The organism is Pseudomonas sp. IT-P218 (assembly GCF_949767605.1).
GTDB lineage: Bacteria > Pseudomonadota > Gammaproteobacteria > Pseudomonadales > Pseudomonadaceae > Aquipseudomonas > Aquipseudomonas putida_AE.
The window spans coordinates 446,838-463,933 of sequence record NZ_CATKQQ010000022.1 but is presented as its reverse complement, the minus strand read 5'-3'; the positions used below and the strand labels follow the sequence as shown (position 1 = coordinate 463,933).

Genomic DNA, 17,096 nt, shown 5'->3' with positions numbered 1-17,096 from the left:
TGCGCGGCACCTGCGGGTGCCGCGCCGCTTTGCGCAATCATTCAAGATTCCACCTGGAAGACTCACATGTTTTTGGCTGTTCGCTTTTCTCATGCAGGCTGGCTCAACGGCTTGCTGTTGGGCCTGACCTGCAGCGCCACCCTGCCCGCCTTCGCCGATACCGATTCGAACCTCTTGACCCGCAATACCCTGACCGGTGATTGGGGTGGTCTGCGCCACCAGATGGATCAGGACGGCATCAAATTCACCGGCGATTACAGCGGCGAAACCGCCTACAACGCCGATGGCGGCCTGCACCGTTCGGCCCGTTACTCGCAGAACATCAAGCTCGGCGCGCAGTTCGACCTGAGCAAACTGTATGGCGCGGATAACGCCGGCAAGATCCAGCTGACCATCAACGACCGACGCGGCAATAGCGCCTCCGAGGATCTGGTCGGCAACCGTCTGCCCATCCAGGAAAACTACGGCGGTCTCTACACTCGCCTGACTGAACTGAGTTACGAGCGCAGCCTGTTTACTCCGTCGCTCAACGTGAAGCTGGGCTATATGGCCATGGGCAACGACCTCGGTGGCCTGGACAGCGGCATTCTCTGCAACTTCATGAACGCCGGTTTCTGCGGCCATCCGCTGAACATGTCCGGCGGCAGTGGCTGGACCAACTACCCCAACGCCCACCTGGGCGTGCGCGTGAAGTACGACCTGTCGTCGTCCTGGCAGCTGCGCGTGGCGGCCTTCAATGTCGATCCCGAGAGCAACGGCAATTCCAGCCGTGCCTGGCACCTGGGCCCGAAACATACCACCGGGACCGTGGTGCCGATCGAACTGGTGTACAAGCACGCGGGCGAGTTGCCCGGCGAGTACAAGGTTGGCTACTACTACGACAGTTCCGATGTGCAACGCATCGGCAGCGATAAGGAAGTGTCCGGCCGCGGCGGTCATTACCTGCTGATCGATCAGGCCGTGTGGCGTTCGCAAACGTCCGAGGGTCGCAGCCTGCACGCCTTCGGCCAATACTCGGCGGCCAGCGAAGCGGCTTCACCGTTCAGCAATTGGTACGGCACCGGCGTGGTGCTGTACAAACCGTTCGAAGGTCGCCCGCGTGACACCGTCGCCCTGGGTTATGGCCGGGCCGTACCTAACCCGCGCAGCCGCGATGTGCAGCAGGACGCCGCGCTGGCCAACGGCACAACGTTGCCAAATCTGGACAGTGCCGAACAACTGGTCGAGCTTGGCTACGGCTACCAGGCCACTCCCTGGCTGACGCTGCGCCCGAATATGCAATACATCATCGAACCGGGCGCATTTTCCGGGCAGGACATCGACAATGCACTGGTGCTCGGTTTGCAGGTGAAAGCTACGCTCTGAACGGTCGATTTCCATCGCCAGTGGTGGTCACACCATTGGCGGTGAAGTCCCGACCGCCAAGGACTTTATAAATCTCGGAAACCACCTGCATCGTGGCGTCTTCGATCGTTCCTTCATTTCGGCATAAAACCCAGCCGTGATCTGCAATCGCCCGCTCGAACGACTGGGTACAAGCGACCTGTTCTTCCAGCTTATGGATCACCGTACTGCTCAGCCCACGCCCTCGTGCCGCTGCCCTTGCCCATGAAATATCCGGGTCGGTGACAACGCCGACATGCAGGTCTGGCACTTGCACGTTTCGATCAATGTTCAACTGCAGAATCTCTGCAAACGGGACTATCCGGCGAAACGCGGCATCAGACGGGTACCAGCGATCGATCAGGATGATGCTGCCAGGTGGCTGTTTAGCCAGCACGTGCCGGGAAATCCAGCTACGGCTATCAGCCAGGCGCTCACAAACTTTCAACTCCAGCTCCCGGGTGGGATTTCTGACGAGCTTGTTGACGAGGGCCATTGTTTCACCCCTATGGGGATCGCTTTTTTTCTCGCAAAGCCGGATCACCTTTCTGTTGTCTGCCCTCAGTGCTTTCGTAACGGCTTCCAACAGTGTGGTTTTACCGGTTCCCTTGGGCCCATCCAGAGAAACAAACAGCGGACGATTCATTCATCACTTAACGATTGATAGATTGATGAACACTCTAACCTGATTAAATCAAACTAGGCTGCGATCTTCTAAAAGCCAGAGCAAAAGATCGCAGCCTGCCGAATCTCCTACGCAATCCCCCGCGACTGGTTCTGCCAAAACGGTTTGCGAAGCTCGGTTTTCAACACTTTGCCGACGCTGGATAGCGGCAGTGATTCGCGGAACTCGATGCTGCGGGGGACTTTGTAGCCTGCGATGTACTGACGGCAATGAGCGATGATGTCTTCGCCACTGACGCTGCAATCGGGTTTGAGAATGATCACGGCATGCACGGTCTCGCCCCACTTCTGGCAAGGGATACCGATGACCGCGCTTTGCACCACCGCCGGATGGCGGGCAATGGCCGTCTCGACTTCGGCGCTATAGATGTTTTCGCCGCCGCTGACCACCATGTCCTTGAGCCGGTCACAGACGAAAACAAACCCCTCGTCGTCCATGTAGCCACCGTCACCGGTATGCATCCAGCCACCGCGCAAGACTTCGGCGGTGGCCTCGGGCTTGTTCCAGTAGCCGAGCATCACATTCGGGCCGCGGACGACGATCTCGCCCACTGTGCCACGGGGGACCTCATTGTCCTGGGCATCGACGATACGGATTTCGACGCAGGCCGCTGGCAGGCCTGCCGAGTACATCCTGCCGTTAGCCTGACACTCGGGTGTGTGATGCTGCACACCCAGGGTGGTCGCGGTGGGTGCCAGTTCGGTCATGCCGTAGTTTTGCGAGAAACCGGCGTTGAAAAAAACGTTACGCGCGCGGTCTAGCAACGCCGGGGTAATGGATGACGCCCCATAACAGACACGTTTGAGCGATCCGACTTGCAGTGCATGGTCCTGACTCTGGTACCAGTCCAGAAGCATCTGGACCATCGTGGGAGCCAGCAAAATCTCGGTAACTTTTTCCTGGTCGATGGCCTCAAGCGCCGCCTTGGGCGTGAAGGACGGCAAGACCACATGGGTGCCGCCGCTGACGAACAAGGCCGCCATCGCGGAGAAGTCGGCCAGGTGAAACATCGGCATCGAGTGCAGGAACACCGCATCGGCCCCGCAACGGCCGTGCATCAGGGCATTCATGACCGTGAAAGCGATGTTGTCATGACTGAGCATCACGCCTTTGGGAAAACCGGTGGTACCGCCGGTGTAGAAGATACCCAGCAGTTGATCGCCACTACGGCGCGCATCCTCAATTGGCTCGCTGGCGGCGATCAGGGTTTCGTAATCGAGCATGCCAGCAGGGGTTTCACCGTCACCGGCGTAGATCACCCGGCGCAGGGTTTTCGCCTCTTGCAGGATCCTGGCGCCGAGCGCCTTGTGATGATCGTCGACAATGAGGATGGAGGTCTCGGAGTCGTCGAGAGAGTAGATGATCTCTGTCGCACTCCAGCGGAAATTCACCGGGTTGAGCACGGCATCGGCCCAGGGTACCGCCAGGAAATACTCGATATAGCGCTGGCTGTTGAACGAAAGCATTGCCACCCGATCATTGCTCTGGACGCCCAGGCGCTTCAGCGCGCTGGCAAGGCGGGCTACCCGGTCACCGTATTGCGCGTAAGTGGTGCTACGGCCATCGGCACGAATGGCCACGGCATTGGGACGACTTTGCAGATGACGATGCAGCCCTTGAGTGATGTACATGGGGATCTCCGGATGGTTTGGGTTGTTGCCTGGATCTGGAACGGCGTGAAGGCGGATTGATGCGCGGTCACCACAGTGGCAGTGAGTAGCTGAGAATCAGGCGGCTCTCATCGATATCACTGCCAAAGTCAGAACGGGCACTCGCGTTACGCCACAGCAATGAAAGGTTTTTCAGCGGGCCGCTTTGAATCGCATAGGCGATATCGGTGTCGCGCTCCCATTCCCGGCCATCCTCTGCCCTGCCGCTCACCTCGACGTTCTTGCCCTGGACGTAACGCGTCATGAACGTCAGGCCCGGCAAGCCCAATGCGGCGAAGTCGTAGTCGTAGCGCAATTGGTACGATCGCTCTTTGGCGGAGCCGAAATCGCTGACCTGCAACAGGTTGACCAGATAAGGATTGGTCGCGGTGAGGTAGGCGAATCCCGTGTCACCGTCCATTTGTTGATAGTAGAAACCGAAGCGGTGCGTCCGGTAGCTGTAGGTAAACGCAGCCCCTAGCGCACGATTGTCCACCTCACTGGTACTGCCATCGGCGCTCTCGTGGGACCAGCGCAGATCGGTGCGTAATGCGTGCCCTGGCGCAATGGGCCAGCTATGCACCAGCGTCGCCACCTGTTGCTTGTAGACATCCTCCAGAATGCCGTAATGAAGGCCCGTGCTCAGCGCGGGGGTCCATTTGTAGTTGCCCCCGACAAAATCGAAGCGATCGGATTTGAGCCCCGGGGTGGTACGACTCGCGGACAGGTCTTCGTTATCCGAGGAGTCACGCTGGTTGACCTGGCGCAACTGGCCGAGGTCCAGGGTCAGGCCGTCGAGCTCTGTGGAGTTCAGCCAGGCACCCTCGAACGTCTGGGGCAACAGGCGGGTGTCGTTGAACATCACCAACGGCAAAAGTGGGGTCAACGTACCGACCTTCAGCACGCTGTTCGAAACCTTGAGTTTGGCGGTCAAGCCCAACTCGCCGTATTCATCTTCGGCACGCCGCGTTTCACGGTCGCGTTGCAACAAACCGGTGCCGCCACTGCGCTCGGGGCTGGAGTCGAGTTTGACGCCCAGCAACCCCAAGGCATCGACCCCCAGGCCGACCGCGCCATCGGTGTAGCCGGACTCGGCGCGCAGGATGAAGCCTTGTGCCCACTCCGCAGACAGGTTCTGCGGTGCACCGGCCTGGTGATAATCACGATAGAGATAGAAGTTGCGGGTCAGCAGGCTGGCGTGGCTCTGCTGCACAAATTCTGCCCAGGCTGCTGGTGAAGCCAGCAGCGTGCCGAGCAACGCCCCCAACGTGGAAAACCAGCACAGTTGCTTTACATGCATTTCAACATCTCTTCTTTTTTGCAGTCCGCAGCAGATTGTCCAGGGCCCGTTTCGGTCCCTGGTCAACTGCCAGTCAGAAATTGCAGATGAGCTGTCTCGCTACCCCTGGAACAGGGACATCGAGTGACCGTTAAAAGTGGATGTGGAACAGAAGCGTCAGAGCCGCTATCAGCGCTTGAGCCTCAGCAACCGGATTGGCATGCAGGCGAGAAACAGCCCGCAGCCCAGGATGATCAAGACGCCAACAGACGATAAGCCCACACTCAAACTGCCCGTCTCGGCCATGATCCATCCCAGCAACGCAGCGGAACCGAAACCGGCGGCCCCGGCGCCGACGCTGCTGATAAACGCGATCCCGGTCGCCGCCGTGTCCTTGCCCAGATAGGTAGGAGGAATGGTCCAGAATACCGGCGTCGCCGAGTACACGCCCGCCGCGGCCAGGCACAGCATCAAGAGCGTCACCGGCACACCGATGTCGGGCAAGCCGAGGACAAGGAAGGCAATTGCCGCCACCAGGGATGGGACAATCACATGCCAGCGCCGCTCCAACAGGCGATCGGAGCTGCGGCCAACCAGATACATCGTGATGGCCGCCGTCAGATAGGGCAGCATCATCAACATGCCCAGTTGCTTGAGATCCGTGACCCCGGCGCTCTTGAGGATCGACGGGCCCCAGGTGCCGATGACCGCCGAGCCTACGCACACCGCGCAATAGACCAGCGCCAGTAGATGAATACGCGGGTCACGCAAGGCGCTGAATGCCCCGCTATGCCCTTTGGAGGTCTTGAGCGCCTGATCGTTTTGCAGATCCTGGCGAATCAGTTCGCGTTCGGCCGGTGACAACCATTTGGCTTTCTGCGGCGAATCGTCAAGCACCCAAAACACGGCCAAACCGAGCAATATCGCCGGTATCGCTTCGATCACGAACAACGCCTGCCACCCGCGCAGGCCGAACAAGCCATCGGCCTCATGCATGATCCAGCCAGATACCAGGCCGCCCAGCAAACCTGCCGTAACGATCGCCATCAACAGGATCGAACTGATGCGCCCGCGGCGCGCCGCCGGGAACCAGTAGCTGAGGTACAACACGACACCGGGGAAAAAACCGGCCTCGGCGGCACCGAGGCAGAAACGGGCCACATACAGTTGCATGGGTGTAGTCACCAGGCACGTCAGCCCTGAAGCCAGACCCCAGATGATCATGATGCGGGTCAGCGTTGCACGTGCACCGATCTTTTGCAGATACAGGTTGCTCGGCACTTCGAACAGCAGGTAGGCCAGATAGAACAGCCCCGCGCCCAGGCCATACACCGCTTCGGAGAAGCCCAGATCCTGAGTGAACTGCAACTTGGCGTAACCGATATTGGCACGGTCGATGTAATTGATGACGTAACAGATAAAAAGAAACGGCAGCAGCCTGAACGTGACTCTGCGGTACAAGGCATCGGCATTGACCACTTCGGGAGGTGCGACGGTGTTCAGTAAAGTCATGAAATAACCTCGATATTATTATTTTGGTTGTTATCGCTGCACTCACTTGAGCGGCTCGAGGTTACGTCAGGTAAACGTCCGGTAAGTCCTCCCCCTGCCGGGGGGGTAATGCGCGTCGCATCGCGGGCACGCCAAGCTCCCACAGGTTATGCGCAAACCCTGTAGGAGCTGTCGAGTGCAACGAGGCTGCGATCTTTTGATCCTTTGATCTCTAGCCCATCGCCAACAACCTGCGCGCCCTCCCCAACACCGGTGCATCGACCATTTCCCCATCCACCTTGAACGCGGCCTCGCCGGACTCCGCCGCGCTCACCACCCGTTGTGCCCACGCCATTTCTTCGGCACTGGGTGCCATTGCTGCATGCACAACGGGCACCTGGCGCGGATGGATGCACAAGGCACCGCCCATGCCCATGTCGCGGGCACGTCCCATGGCCGCGCCAAGCCCGGCGTCATCCTCGAAACTCGGGTAGACGCTGTCCAGCGGCGGCGGCAGATGATTGACCCGCGAATGCAGCAACAGCGCAAAACGGGTCTGGTCGAACAGCGTTTCCACGGCTGGACTGCCCACCTTCCATCCCAGGTCCAACGCCAGGTCCAGAGCGCCGAACGTCAGGCGCTGCACGCCCTTGCAGGCTGCAATGGCGTCGATCGCCAGCACACCCAGAGCGCTTTCGATGATGGGCCAGACAGGTTTGCCGCTAGCGGCGACATGGATGACCTGAGCGGCAGACTCGGCCTTGGGCAACAGGATCCCCACCACATCCGGATGCTGGCGGCACACCTCAAGGTCGGCCTCGTGCTCCGCGGTGCCGGCGGCGTTGATCCGCACCAGCAGCTGCACGCCCCGGTTCCACAGGATGAACTGCGCGAGGTGCTGGCGCGCTGCTGCTTTTTGCGCGGCGGGCACGGCGTCTTCGAAATCGATGATCACCGCGTCGGCGCCACTGGCGAGCGCCTTGGCAAAACGTTCAGGACGATTGCCCGGCACGAACAGCGCCGAGCGAACACACAGACTGGACATACACACGCCTCCCTCAACCGTTCTGGACAATGCCTGTTTCGCTCAGGCGCTGGATATCCATGGCGCTGTAACCCAATTCGGCCAGTAGCCTGTTGCTGTGCTGACCCAGCCCCGGTACGGCCGCCATGCGCGGTGAAAATGCGTTGCTGCTGGCCGGCGGCAACAGCGTCGGGAGAATGCCCACCGGGCTGGCGACTTCTGTCCAGCGACCTCGCGCCTTGAGCTGAGGATGTTCCCAGACGCCGGACATGTCGTTGACCTGGGCGTTGGCGATTTGCGCGGCATCGAGCCTGTCGATGACGGTGGCGGCATCCAGTTGGGCAAACACGTCAACGATGATGGCGCGCAAGGCCTGACGGTTGTCCGAGCGCTTGAAGTTGGCGCTGAAGCGTTCGTCGTCGATCAACTCGGGACGCTGAAGCACCAACTCGCAAAACTGCACCCACTCACGTTCGTTTTGCAGGCCGATCATGACCGTGCCGCCGTCGCCTGACGGGAATGGGCCATAGGGATAAATCGTCGCGTGGGACGCTCCCGTGCGCTGCGGTGGCTCGGCGTCCTCGAAGGCGTAGTACATCGGGAAACCCATCCATTCCACCAGGCTTTCCAGCATCGAAATCTCGACACGGCTGCCCTGTCCGGTCTTGCCCCGCAGCAGTAGCGCCGAGAGAATGCCGGTGTAGGCGTACATGCCGGCGGAGATGTCGGCGATCGAACAACCGGCCTTGGCCATGCCCTCCTCCGCGGCGTTACCGGTCACGGACAGAAAGCCGCTTTCGCTCTGGATCAGCAGGTCATAGGCCTTCTTGTCTTCGTAGGTGCCGCCTTCGCCATAACCGGAAATGTCGCAGACAATCAGTCGTGGATAGTCCTTGTGCAACGTCTCGAACGACAGCCCCATCCGCGCGGCGGCGCCCGGTGCAAGGTTCTGTACCAGCACGTCGGCCTGCTGCAATAGCTGGTCGAGAATGACCTGGGCCTCCTGCTGCTTGAGATCAAGCGCGATGCTTTCCTTGGAGCGATTGGTCCACACGAAATGCGAGGCCATGCCACGCACGCGCTGATCATAGCCACGGGCAAAGTCGCCGCTGCCAGGACGCTCGACCTTGATCACCCGTGCGCCCAGATCCGCCAGTTGCCGCGTGCAGAATGGCGCGGCAATGGCGTGCTCGAGGCTGATCACGGTAATGCCGTCCAGCGGCCGCAGATTGTTTTTTTCATTGCTCATGGATGTTCTCCATCAAACCCTTGAGGTCCAGTGCATCGCGCAACCCCCAGACACGGGCGATCAATACCCCGGCCTGATCGCCATTCAACTGGTCGGCAAACGCCAGCAAGCGGCGGAACTTGTCTTCCAGTTCGGCGCGCGACAGCGTGTTGTCCGGATCGCCCTTGGGCGAATCGATGGCCCCGTGCAGCACGCGACCGTCGGTGGTATGCACCTCGACACGTCCCAGCCAGCGCCGGGGGTAGGCGCCATCCACTTCTGCATCCAGTTGCATCAGCACTTTGCCGCGAAATTCGCTGACAGCCGGGTCGGTCAAGGCCAGTTGCTGGAACTCCGGCAGGCCGGCCTTGCCATGCACCGCTATCAGACCAAGCACGGTGCCCATGGAAAACTTCGCCTGGTGCACGCTCTGTGGCACCGTGACCCGCCCCAATACGTCGATGGCGCCCTGATGCACCCGGGTAACGACCCTGGCGATCTGCTGATGCTGCAAGCGTTCGCGTTGCATCAGCGCCTGCAACGCATCGGCGGCGGGATGGGTGTGACGGCACGACGCATGGAACTTGAAGGAAGTTTCCAGCAGAGCCCAGCGGCTGCCCAGGCGATCGGACAGGCACTGCGGCTGCGCATCGCTGGACATACCGGCGGCCATGCCCTGCTCGCCCTCGAGGATGTTACGCGCCCCGGTCAGGCCGTCGCGGGTCAGGTACGCCGCCAGCAATCCATCGGCCGCGGCCTTGGCGGTGTGCAACTGCTTGGAATCCGCCGCATCGCGCAGAAACTCCCAGAGCCCGGCGGCCTGGGTGCCGGCGGTGCCGAGCAGGTTGATGAAGCGTTCTTCGTCAAAGCCCATCAGTTTGCCGACCGCCACCGCTGCGGCGAGGGTGCCGACGGTCGCCGTGGTGTGGAAAATCCGGTAATGGGAGCGGCCGAGGAATTCGCCGATACGGATGCCGGCTTCATAACCGGCCACGGCGGCCAGCAGCAGCTCGGCACCGGACTTGCCCAGGTCCTGGGTGGCCGCCAGCACGGCGGGAAAGACCACGGTGGCCGGGTGCAGCACGGAGCTGTTGTGCAGGTCGTCCTGCTCGACCAGGTGCGAGGAAGCCCCATTGACCAGCGCGGCGAAGTACGCCGAGGTACCCTGGCCATTGACCAGCAGGGTTGCCGGGCCGTGGGCCGGGCCCATGGTCGCGGCGTAGCGCTCGAACAACGGGATCGGATGCGCGCCCTGGCTGGCCAGGGCGGAGCCCAGCCAGTCGAGAAACAGGTCTTCGGTGCGGGCAACCACCGCTTGCGGCAGGTCGGCATAGCTCAGGCGGGCGAGAAAGGCTGCCAGCGTACGGGTATGGCTCATCGATTGTTCCTTAGAAGCTGCGTGGCAGTTCGAGCAGGTGCTCGGCGACGTAGGACAGGATCAAATTGGTGGAGATCGGCGCCACCTGGTACAGACGCGTCTCGCGGAATTTGCGCTCTACGTCGTATTCGCAGGCAAAACCGAAACCGCCGTGGGTTTGCAGGCAGGCATTGGCCGCTTCCCAGGAGGCTTTGGCGGCCAGGTACTTGGCCATGTTGGCGCTGGCGCCGGCGTTGACCCCGCTGTCGTATTCAGCGCAGGCACGCCAGCGCATCAGGTCGGCGGCTTCGATTTCGATATGCGCCTCGGCAATCGGGAACTGCACGCCCTGGTTCTGTCCGATGGGACGGCCGAATACCACGCGATCGCGGGCATAGGCGCTGGCTTTCTCGATGAACCAGCGTCCGTCGCCAATGCATTCCGCGGCGATCAGGGTGCGCTCGGCATTCAAGCCATCGAGGATGTATTTGAAGCCCTTGCCCTCCTCGCCAATCAGGCTGTCGACAGGAATCTCCAGGTTGTCGAAGAACAACTCGTTGGTCTCGTGGTTGACCATGTTGGCGATAGGCTGCACGGTCAGGCCATTGCCGATGGCTTCGCGCAAATCCACGAGGAAAATCGACATGCCCTCGGACTTTTTCTTCACTTCGGCCAAGGGGGTGGTGCGGGCCAGCAGGATCATCAGGTCGGAATGCTGGATGCGCGAGATCCACACCTTCTGGCCGTTGATCACGTACTTGTCGCCCTTGCGCACGGCACTGGTCTTGATCTTGGTGGTGTCGGTGCCGGTGGTGGGCTCGGTCACGCCCATCGACTGCAGGCGCAGTTCGCCGCTGGCCAGTTTCGGCAGGTAATAGCTTTTCTGTGCCTCACTGCCGTTACGCAGCAGGGTGAACATGTTGTACATCTGCCCGTGCACGGTGCCGGAGTTGCCGCCGCAGCGGTTCACTTCCTCCAGGATCACCGAGGCTTCGGCCAGGCCCAGGCCCGAGCCGCCGTATTGCACCGGGATCATCGCCGCCAGCCAACCGGCCTTGGTCAATGCCTCGACGAAGGCTTCCGGGAAGCCTTTTTGCTCATCGATCCCACGCCAGTAAGCGGCATCGAATTCAGCGCACAACGCGCGCACACCTTCACGGATCGCATTGAGTTCGTCACTGTTGGGGTTCATCGGGTGTCCTCGATTGTTGTTATGGGGCTGCCAGGGAAAGGCAGGAAATCAGTCGAAAATCAGTTCGGCGCGCTGGGCGATTCCGCCGTCGTCGCCGGCCCAGAGCTCGGCCCTGCCGGGGGCATACAGGCGTCCTCCGACCATGAAGGGCTGTGGCGAGATCAACGGTCGGATGCCGCGATATTCAAAACGCCGGATTCGCGCCTGCGGGTGGGCGCGGCGAAAGGCGTGCAGGTTGAGCGTGGCAATCAACGGTCCCTGCACCACCAGGCCGGGATAGCCCTCGGCTTCGGTGACATAGGGCCAGTCGTAGTGGATGCGATGACCGTTAAAGGTCACGGCGCTATAGCGAAACAGCAGGGTCGGGCTGGGTGTTATCGATTCTTGCCAACCGGCCAGGGGCAAGGCTTCGCCACTGGCGAGTTTGGGTGGGGTCGGGTCGCGATAGACGATGTCCTGCTCCTCGCGAATCGCCAGGCGTCCTTCCTGCGTGTAGTCGTGACGCAGGGTCGCGAACAACAGCGAACCGCTGCGCCCGGATTTTTCCTCGATGTTCAGGACGGTGGTGGTGCGCGTCGCCGGGGCATCCACCCGCAGCGCCTCGAAGAATTCCACCCGTCCGCCCGCCCACATCCGATTGCGATTGTGGGTCGGTGGCAGGAGTTCGCTGCGGGCCGGGTGACCGTCCTGGCCGAGCCCGGTCTCTTCTACCACGGGCTGGAAGAATGCCCAGTGCCAGAGCGCGGGCAATGGTTGGCCCGGTTCAGGGGCGACATCACCCAGGGTTGCGGCGATACGCTTGACCAGGCTCGAACTCAAATGCTCGGTGGTGTGCTCGCTGCGCCCGATCCAGGCGGCGTAAGGGGAATCACTCGGGGCTGTCATGCACAAAATCCTTTCAGGGCGCGTGAGCCCCATGCTCGGATGTTTGCTGGCCCCCGCAGAACTCCCCGCATCGGGGGGGCATCAGTTAGCTGGAATAAAGAGGTTTGTAGGGTGAGCGCGGCGACCTTGAGATCATCGCGAGCAGGCTCGCTCCCACAGTTGATCGCATTCCCCTGTGGGAGCGAGCCTGCTCGCGATGGTCGTTAACGATGACACGTGGCATCTGGATAAACAGAGTCTCGACGTTCGAAGGAATGAAGCCGAGGATGAAGTTGACCGCGTCCAAAGGAACGTACGCTGGAGGGAGATTGGCACCAGTGATTTTGCTACTCCCCGACCGCCACGAAACAGAGGATCGTGGCTCAATTTACCGGGATCACTGTCATGCCTGGCCTGTTGCGCGATACGCTCACCGCCCTTGCGCTGTATGAACACGGTGAACTGCATGAGGCCGGGCAGCGACTGGCAGACCTCCTGCCCCAAGCCCGGCAGATCGCCGCAGCCGATAGCCTGGTCATCAGCCACGTGCTGATGGCTCGCCTGGCCCTGGTGCGTGGCGAGCGAGAAACCTGGTTGCGCCTCTTGATCGAGCTTGAGCGATTCGGGCAACAATCGGGCTGCACGCAAGCCCAGTGCGCGGCCTGGCTGGAACGCAGCCGGGTGGCAACCCTGAACAACCAGCTGGACGTAGCGCAGGTGGCCTTGCAAACAGCGCAAAGCATCAGCGGCCGACGGTCTTCCAAATTGGCAGAGCACCCTCGCTTGGGCGGTTTCTTGCAGTGTTTAATCGACGAAGGTGAACCCTTGGCGGCGCTGCTGGGACGTTGGGGCGAGCAGCGATGCGCGCATTCCGATAAGACCATCGCCCCCATAAGCCTTACCACAAGGGAAATACAGGTATTGCATCTGTTGGCCGCCGGGTATCGCAACCGTACGATCGCCCAGAAATTGTTCCTCAGCGAATCCACGGTCAAGACTCACCTGCACAAAATCAACGTCAAGCTCGGTGCCCGAAGCCGCACCCAGGCCCTGGCCATTGCCCGCACGCGGGGATGGCTGGACTGATCACTTGAACCCCTGTAGGAGCTGTCGAGTGAAACGAGGCTGCGATCTTTTGATTTTGTTTTAAAAGCCAATCAGAAGATCGCAGCCTGCGGCAGCTCCTACAGGGGTTGCGTTGGGATGAGGATCTAGCGAATACCGGCGTTACGCAGCGCCGCCGGGGTGAAGTCGGCCATGCTGGGCTTATAGCTGTAGTCAGTGCCACGCTTGTTTTCGTTACCCAGGTTCGACACCAGGTAACGCCCGGCGATCAGGTCATAGATGCCGATCCCGGCGTAGACCGCCACGCCTTGCTGGTAATCGTTGACCAGATGCCCCTCGCTGACCCGCCACAGTTGACCGCGACCGTCGTACTGGTCGATTTCCACCGCTGCCCAGGTGTCCTCGTCGAAGTACATATGACGCTTGGCGTAGATGTGGCGCTCACCCGGGCGCAACGTGCCCTCCACTTCCCACACCCGATGCAGCTCATAGCGGGTCAGGTCCTGGTTGATATGGCCGGGCTTGATGATGTCGGCGTATTTGAGCTTCGGCGATTGCAGCTGGTAGTTGTTGTACGGGATGTACATCTCCTTCTTACCGATCAGTTTCCAGTCATAGCGGTCCGGCGCGCCGTTGTACATGTCGGCGTTGTCCGCCACACGCATGCCGTCGGCGGCGGTGCCCGGGCCGTCATAGGCCACTTGCGGAGCCCGGCGCACGCGGCGCTGGCCGGCATTGTAGGCCCAGGCCATGCGCGGCTCCTTGACCTGGTCGAGGGTCTCGTGGATCAGCAGCACACTGCCCGCCATCCGTGCCGGCGCGGTCACCGTCTGCTTGGCAAAGAACAGGATGTTGGCGGTGTCCTCGGGCTTGGCGTCGACCATTTTCCACGGCAAACCCGCCGCGATCTCGATGTCGACGATGGTGTAGTCACCATTGGTTTGCGGCGTGGCCTGGGCCTGGCGGTTGATGAAGTTGGTACCCCGTGAACGGGTCAGGTGGTTCCACACCACCTCCAGGCCGTTTTTGGGAATCGGGAACGCGTAGTAGTGCGATTGTTCGAAGTTCTTCAGCGCGTAACCGCCGTTGACCGCCTCGGTGGTCACCGCGCTTTTCTTCGCTGCGTCGTAGACTTCCTGGGGCGCCGATGCCGTGCGTTGGGTCTTGTACACCGGAATCCTGTAGGTGTCGGGATAACGCACGAACATTGCCAGCTGCCCGGGGGTGAGCTTGTCCTTGTACTGCGCGGCATTGGCGGCGGTGATCACGAACTGCGGCTTCTCCCCTTCGAAGGGGTTGCCGAGAAAGTCGTTGGTCATCGCCGCGGCGCCGGGTTTCAGGCCGCCGGTCCAGGCGGGAATGGTGCCGCTGGCATTGCCGGCCTTTTCCCCGCCCAGGGGCGTCAGGCTGGTGCCCAGTTTGGCCGCCTCCTGCGCCGACACCGCTGCCATGATGCTGGTGGATAGCAGACTCAGCGCCAGGGTGCCGCATGCAACAAGAATGATTTTTTTCATGGTCTTGATCCTTTGCAGTTGGGCTATCAGAAGTTCACGCCGAGGCTCAAGGCCACGTAGTCGCGATCGCCGTTGGAGTTGAAATGGCCGCCAAAGAAATCCGTGTAGCTGAGGCTGGCGGTGTAGAGGTTGGCGTAGTCGGCATCCACCCCGACGCTGACGGCCTTGAGGCCTTCCTCGAAGTTCGGGCCGTTACCCTCGACGTCATGGGACCAGGCGATGTTCGGCGCCAGGTTCACCCCGGCAAACACGTTCGGATAATCAAGTCGACCGCGCAGTCGATAGCCCCAGGAATCGGTGGTGTAGAAACCGTGGCTGTTGCACTCCTGTTGCGGGTTGCTCGGCCGGGTCACCCCGGCTGCCGCACCTGGTACCTGGCTTGGCGCGCCGGCGCAGGTTTGCGCACCGGTGGGGCCGGCCCCCGCGCCTGTTGTCAGTACGCCTGCGCCGAAAATCGTGCTGCGACCGAAACGCACGTCGCTGCCGTCGGCGTCGCCCAGGCCGTTGATGCGGTTGTAACCCACCTCGCCCACCAGGGTCAGGCGGCTGGCCCCCATCACCTGATCGAAGAAACGCGTGGCGCTGAATTGGGTTTGCAGTACCGGCATCCGCACATAGCCGTCCAGTGGTGCACCCGCGACGTTCTGCGAAAGCCCCGCGACAAACGACGGTGAGTTCTTGTTGCCCGTGGCCGCCAGGTTGAGGTCGGCACCGTTGAGTTGCAGTGGCATGTTTGGCCGGTAGCTGATCTCACCCCCCAGCGAGGTACCGAGGGCATTGGTCGCGAAGCTCAAGCCGTAGAGTCGAATGTCCTCGGGGTAGACCACGTGGTAGGTCGCGGTGCGGATCGAGTTGATCGCCCCTGGCACGGTCGCCAGGCCGGCGCCGGTATTGGTGATCACGGTGGCGCGGGTGAAGTCGAGGTTGGGGTTACGGCTGTGGTAGTTGAGGAAATAGGCCCCGAACTCGGTGTCATTCAGGTCAGGCGCGAACCAGCGCAACGCCACGCCGAACTGGCCGCTGTCGCGGGCATCCTTGGTTTTGGTACGCGTCACATAGGCATCATCGACGCCGCCGCCCTGAGCGCCGGTGCCTGCCACTTGCAGGCCTGAGCCGGTGTTGCTGCCAACTCCGGGTGGCAGATCCAGACCGGCGATTACGGCGCGATCGTTACAGCCTTCCGGCGTCACGTCGTTGCCGAAGAAGGTGCCGCAGTTGTCGATTACCGACGGCGCCCACTCGATCTGGTAGAAGGCTTCGGCGGTGACGTTCTCGGAAAGGCCCTGCGAGACGTACAGCATGTTCACCGGAATCAGGCCTTCCTTGACCTCGGCACCGGGACGGCGCAGCGCGGCGACGTCAATCGGGTTGATGCTGTTGATCGAGTTGCCGATGAAGGTGCTTTCGCCCCAGCTCACCACCTGCTTGCCAAGGCGCACGTTGCCCTGCAATTCGTCGATCGTGTAGTTGTGGTAGACGAAACTGTCGAGGAACATCGCGCCGGATGATTTCGCGGCACGCTGGCGGCCGTGATCGTCGATGTCGTAGAACGGACGGCTCTCGTCCATCAGTTCGAAGTCGTACCAGTACTTGCCGCGCACGAAGGCGCCGCTGTCGCCGTATTTCAGCTCCAGGTCATGCACGCCCTTGAAGATCTTCGAAAAGGTTTCACCCTTCTTGAAGTTCAACCGACCGTCATCGTTGGTGCGGGCTGAGGCGTTGCCACGAACTCCCTGCGAGTTGAAGTTGGAGATGAAATCCGGGTCCGGTCCACGTACCGCCCAACTGGCCCCCACCGACAGCGATGAATCGAAACTGCCCTCAATCTCACCCATATCGAAATTTACAGCGCAAGCCTGCGCGCTAATCCCCAGTGCAACGGCTGCTGCCAGCAGGTGCGGTTGAAAGATTGCGCACTTTGTTGTTTTTGTCATGCGGCTCCCCGAACTACGGTTTGTGTTGGAGCGCCAACAGTAGGGACTGTGCCATCAGGGTGACATTCCCTGATGGGGTGATTTCGGGTTACCCGTGTGGGTGATTAGGGGGGGTGGTGTCGATACGGGAAGTAACGCAGTCCAGGGGAGCGCTGCGGGGCCTGGGTTGCACCCCGATCCTTGTGTGCGAGCCTGCTCGCGATGGTCGTCAACGATATCGCGCACTGTCTGGATGAACGCGGGGGCCGGACGTTATTCGCGAGCAGGCTCGCTCCCACAGTGGATAGGGTACAGGCGTGAGAGATGAGTCGGGTGTCAGGCCGTCATCGCCAGCAAGCCGGCTCCTACAGTAGATCGGGCACGGCCGCGAGAGTTGGGTCGACTGTCAGGCCGCCATGGCAGGCAAGGGCCGAGCGCTCTTTTCAACCGAA

13 protein-coding genes are annotated in these 17,096 nt (G+C 61.2%); 2 read left to right on the top strand and 11 right to left on the bottom strand.

Annotated features, from left to right (window positions below; genetic code table 11):
• Window positions 1-66 precede the first annotated feature (66 nt).
• Window positions 67-1,365: a carbohydrate porin gene (locus ACM6I6_RS16140; protein WP_414920227.1), complete on the top strand. Its 1,299-nt coding sequence runs from the start codon at window positions 67-69 to the stop codon at window positions 1,363-1,365.
• Here ACM6I6_RS16140 and ACM6I6_RS16135 read toward each other — a convergent pair.
• The 9 genes from ACM6I6_RS16135 to ACM6I6_RS16095 all read right to left on the bottom strand — a co-directional run bounded on the left by ACM6I6_RS16135 (window position 1,355) and on the right by ACM6I6_RS16095 (window position 12,173).
• Window positions 1,355-2,029: a dTMP kinase gene (locus ACM6I6_RS16135; protein WP_414920226.1), complete on the bottom strand. Its 675-nt coding sequence runs from the start codon at window positions 2,027-2,029 to the stop codon at window positions 1,355-1,357. The genes ACM6I6_RS16140 and ACM6I6_RS16135 overlap by 11 nt on opposite strands.
• Window positions 2,030-2,136: 107 nt before the next feature.
• Window positions 2,137-3,699 carry a long-chain-fatty-acid--CoA ligase gene (locus ACM6I6_RS16130; RefSeq protein WP_414920225.1) on the bottom strand — a complete coding sequence of 521 codons (1,563 nt, stop codon included), beginning with the start codon at window positions 3,697-3,699 and terminating at the stop codon, window positions 2,137-2,139.
• 67 nt (window positions 3,700-3,766) lie between these two features.
• Window positions 3,767-5,017, bottom strand: a complete 1,251-nt coding sequence (locus ACM6I6_RS16125; RefSeq protein WP_414920224.1) for an OprD family porin — start codon at window positions 5,015-5,017, stop codon at window positions 3,767-3,769.
• Window positions 5,018-5,185: 168 nt separating this feature from the next.
• Window positions 5,186-6,508 (bottom strand): MFS transporter, encoded by a 1,323-nt coding sequence (locus ACM6I6_RS16120; protein WP_274075223.1) that lies wholly within the window; start codon window positions 6,506-6,508, stop codon window positions 5,186-5,188.
• A 211-nt stretch (window positions 6,509-6,719) separates the two neighbouring features.
• Window positions 6,720-7,532, bottom strand: a complete 813-nt coding sequence (locus ACM6I6_RS16115) for an HpcH/HpaI aldolase/citrate lyase family protein (protein ID WP_406590766.1) — start codon at window positions 7,530-7,532, stop codon at window positions 6,720-6,722.
• A gap of 13 nt (window positions 7,533-7,545) precedes the next feature.
• Window positions 7,546-8,760, bottom strand: a complete 1,215-nt coding sequence (locus ACM6I6_RS16110; protein ID WP_414920223.1) for a CaiB/BaiF CoA transferase family protein — start codon at window positions 8,758-8,760, stop codon at window positions 7,546-7,548.
• Window positions 8,750-10,117, bottom strand: coding sequence for an MmgE/PrpD family protein (locus tag ACM6I6_RS16105; protein ID WP_414920222.1), 1,368 nt, complete (start codon window positions 10,115-10,117; stop codon window positions 8,750-8,752). Before ACM6I6_RS16105 ends, ACM6I6_RS16110 begins: the two co-directional genes overlap by 11 nt.
• A gap of 10 nt (window positions 10,118-10,127) precedes the next feature.
• Window positions 10,128-11,288, bottom strand: a complete 1,161-nt coding sequence (locus ACM6I6_RS16100) for an acyl-CoA dehydrogenase family protein (RefSeq protein ID WP_406590763.1) — start codon at window positions 11,286-11,288, stop codon at window positions 10,128-10,130.
• A 48-nt stretch (window positions 11,289-11,336) separates the two neighbouring features.
• On the bottom strand, window positions 11,337-12,173 hold the full coding sequence (locus tag ACM6I6_RS16095; RefSeq protein WP_414920221.1) for a MaoC family dehydratase N-terminal domain-containing protein: 837 nt from the start codon (window positions 12,171-12,173) through the stop codon (window positions 11,337-11,339).
• Window positions 12,174-12,557: 384 nt separating this feature from the next.
• Between ACM6I6_RS16095 and ACM6I6_RS16090 the strand changes: the two genes are divergently transcribed.
• Window positions 12,558-13,238: a response regulator transcription factor gene (locus tag ACM6I6_RS16090; RefSeq protein ID WP_406590761.1), complete on the top strand. Its 681-nt coding sequence runs from the start codon at window positions 12,558-12,560 to the stop codon at window positions 13,236-13,238.
• A 125-nt stretch (window positions 13,239-13,363) separates the two neighbouring features.
• Here the strand turns inward: ACM6I6_RS16090 and ACM6I6_RS16085 are convergent, their stop codons facing one another.
• Both ACM6I6_RS16085 and ACM6I6_RS16080 read right to left on the bottom strand, forming a co-directional pair.
• Complete coding sequence (locus ACM6I6_RS16085; RefSeq protein ID WP_414920220.1) at window positions 13,364-14,731, bottom strand: DUF1329 domain-containing protein; 1,368 nt, start codon at window positions 14,729-14,731, stop codon at window positions 13,364-13,366.
• A 26-nt stretch (window positions 14,732-14,757) separates the two neighbouring features.
• Entirely contained in the window at window positions 14,758-16,665 is a 1,908-nt protein-coding gene (locus ACM6I6_RS16080) for a DUF1302 domain-containing protein (RefSeq protein ID WP_414920219.1), read from the bottom strand.
• Between the last annotated feature and the right edge of the window lie 431 nt (window positions 16,666-17,096).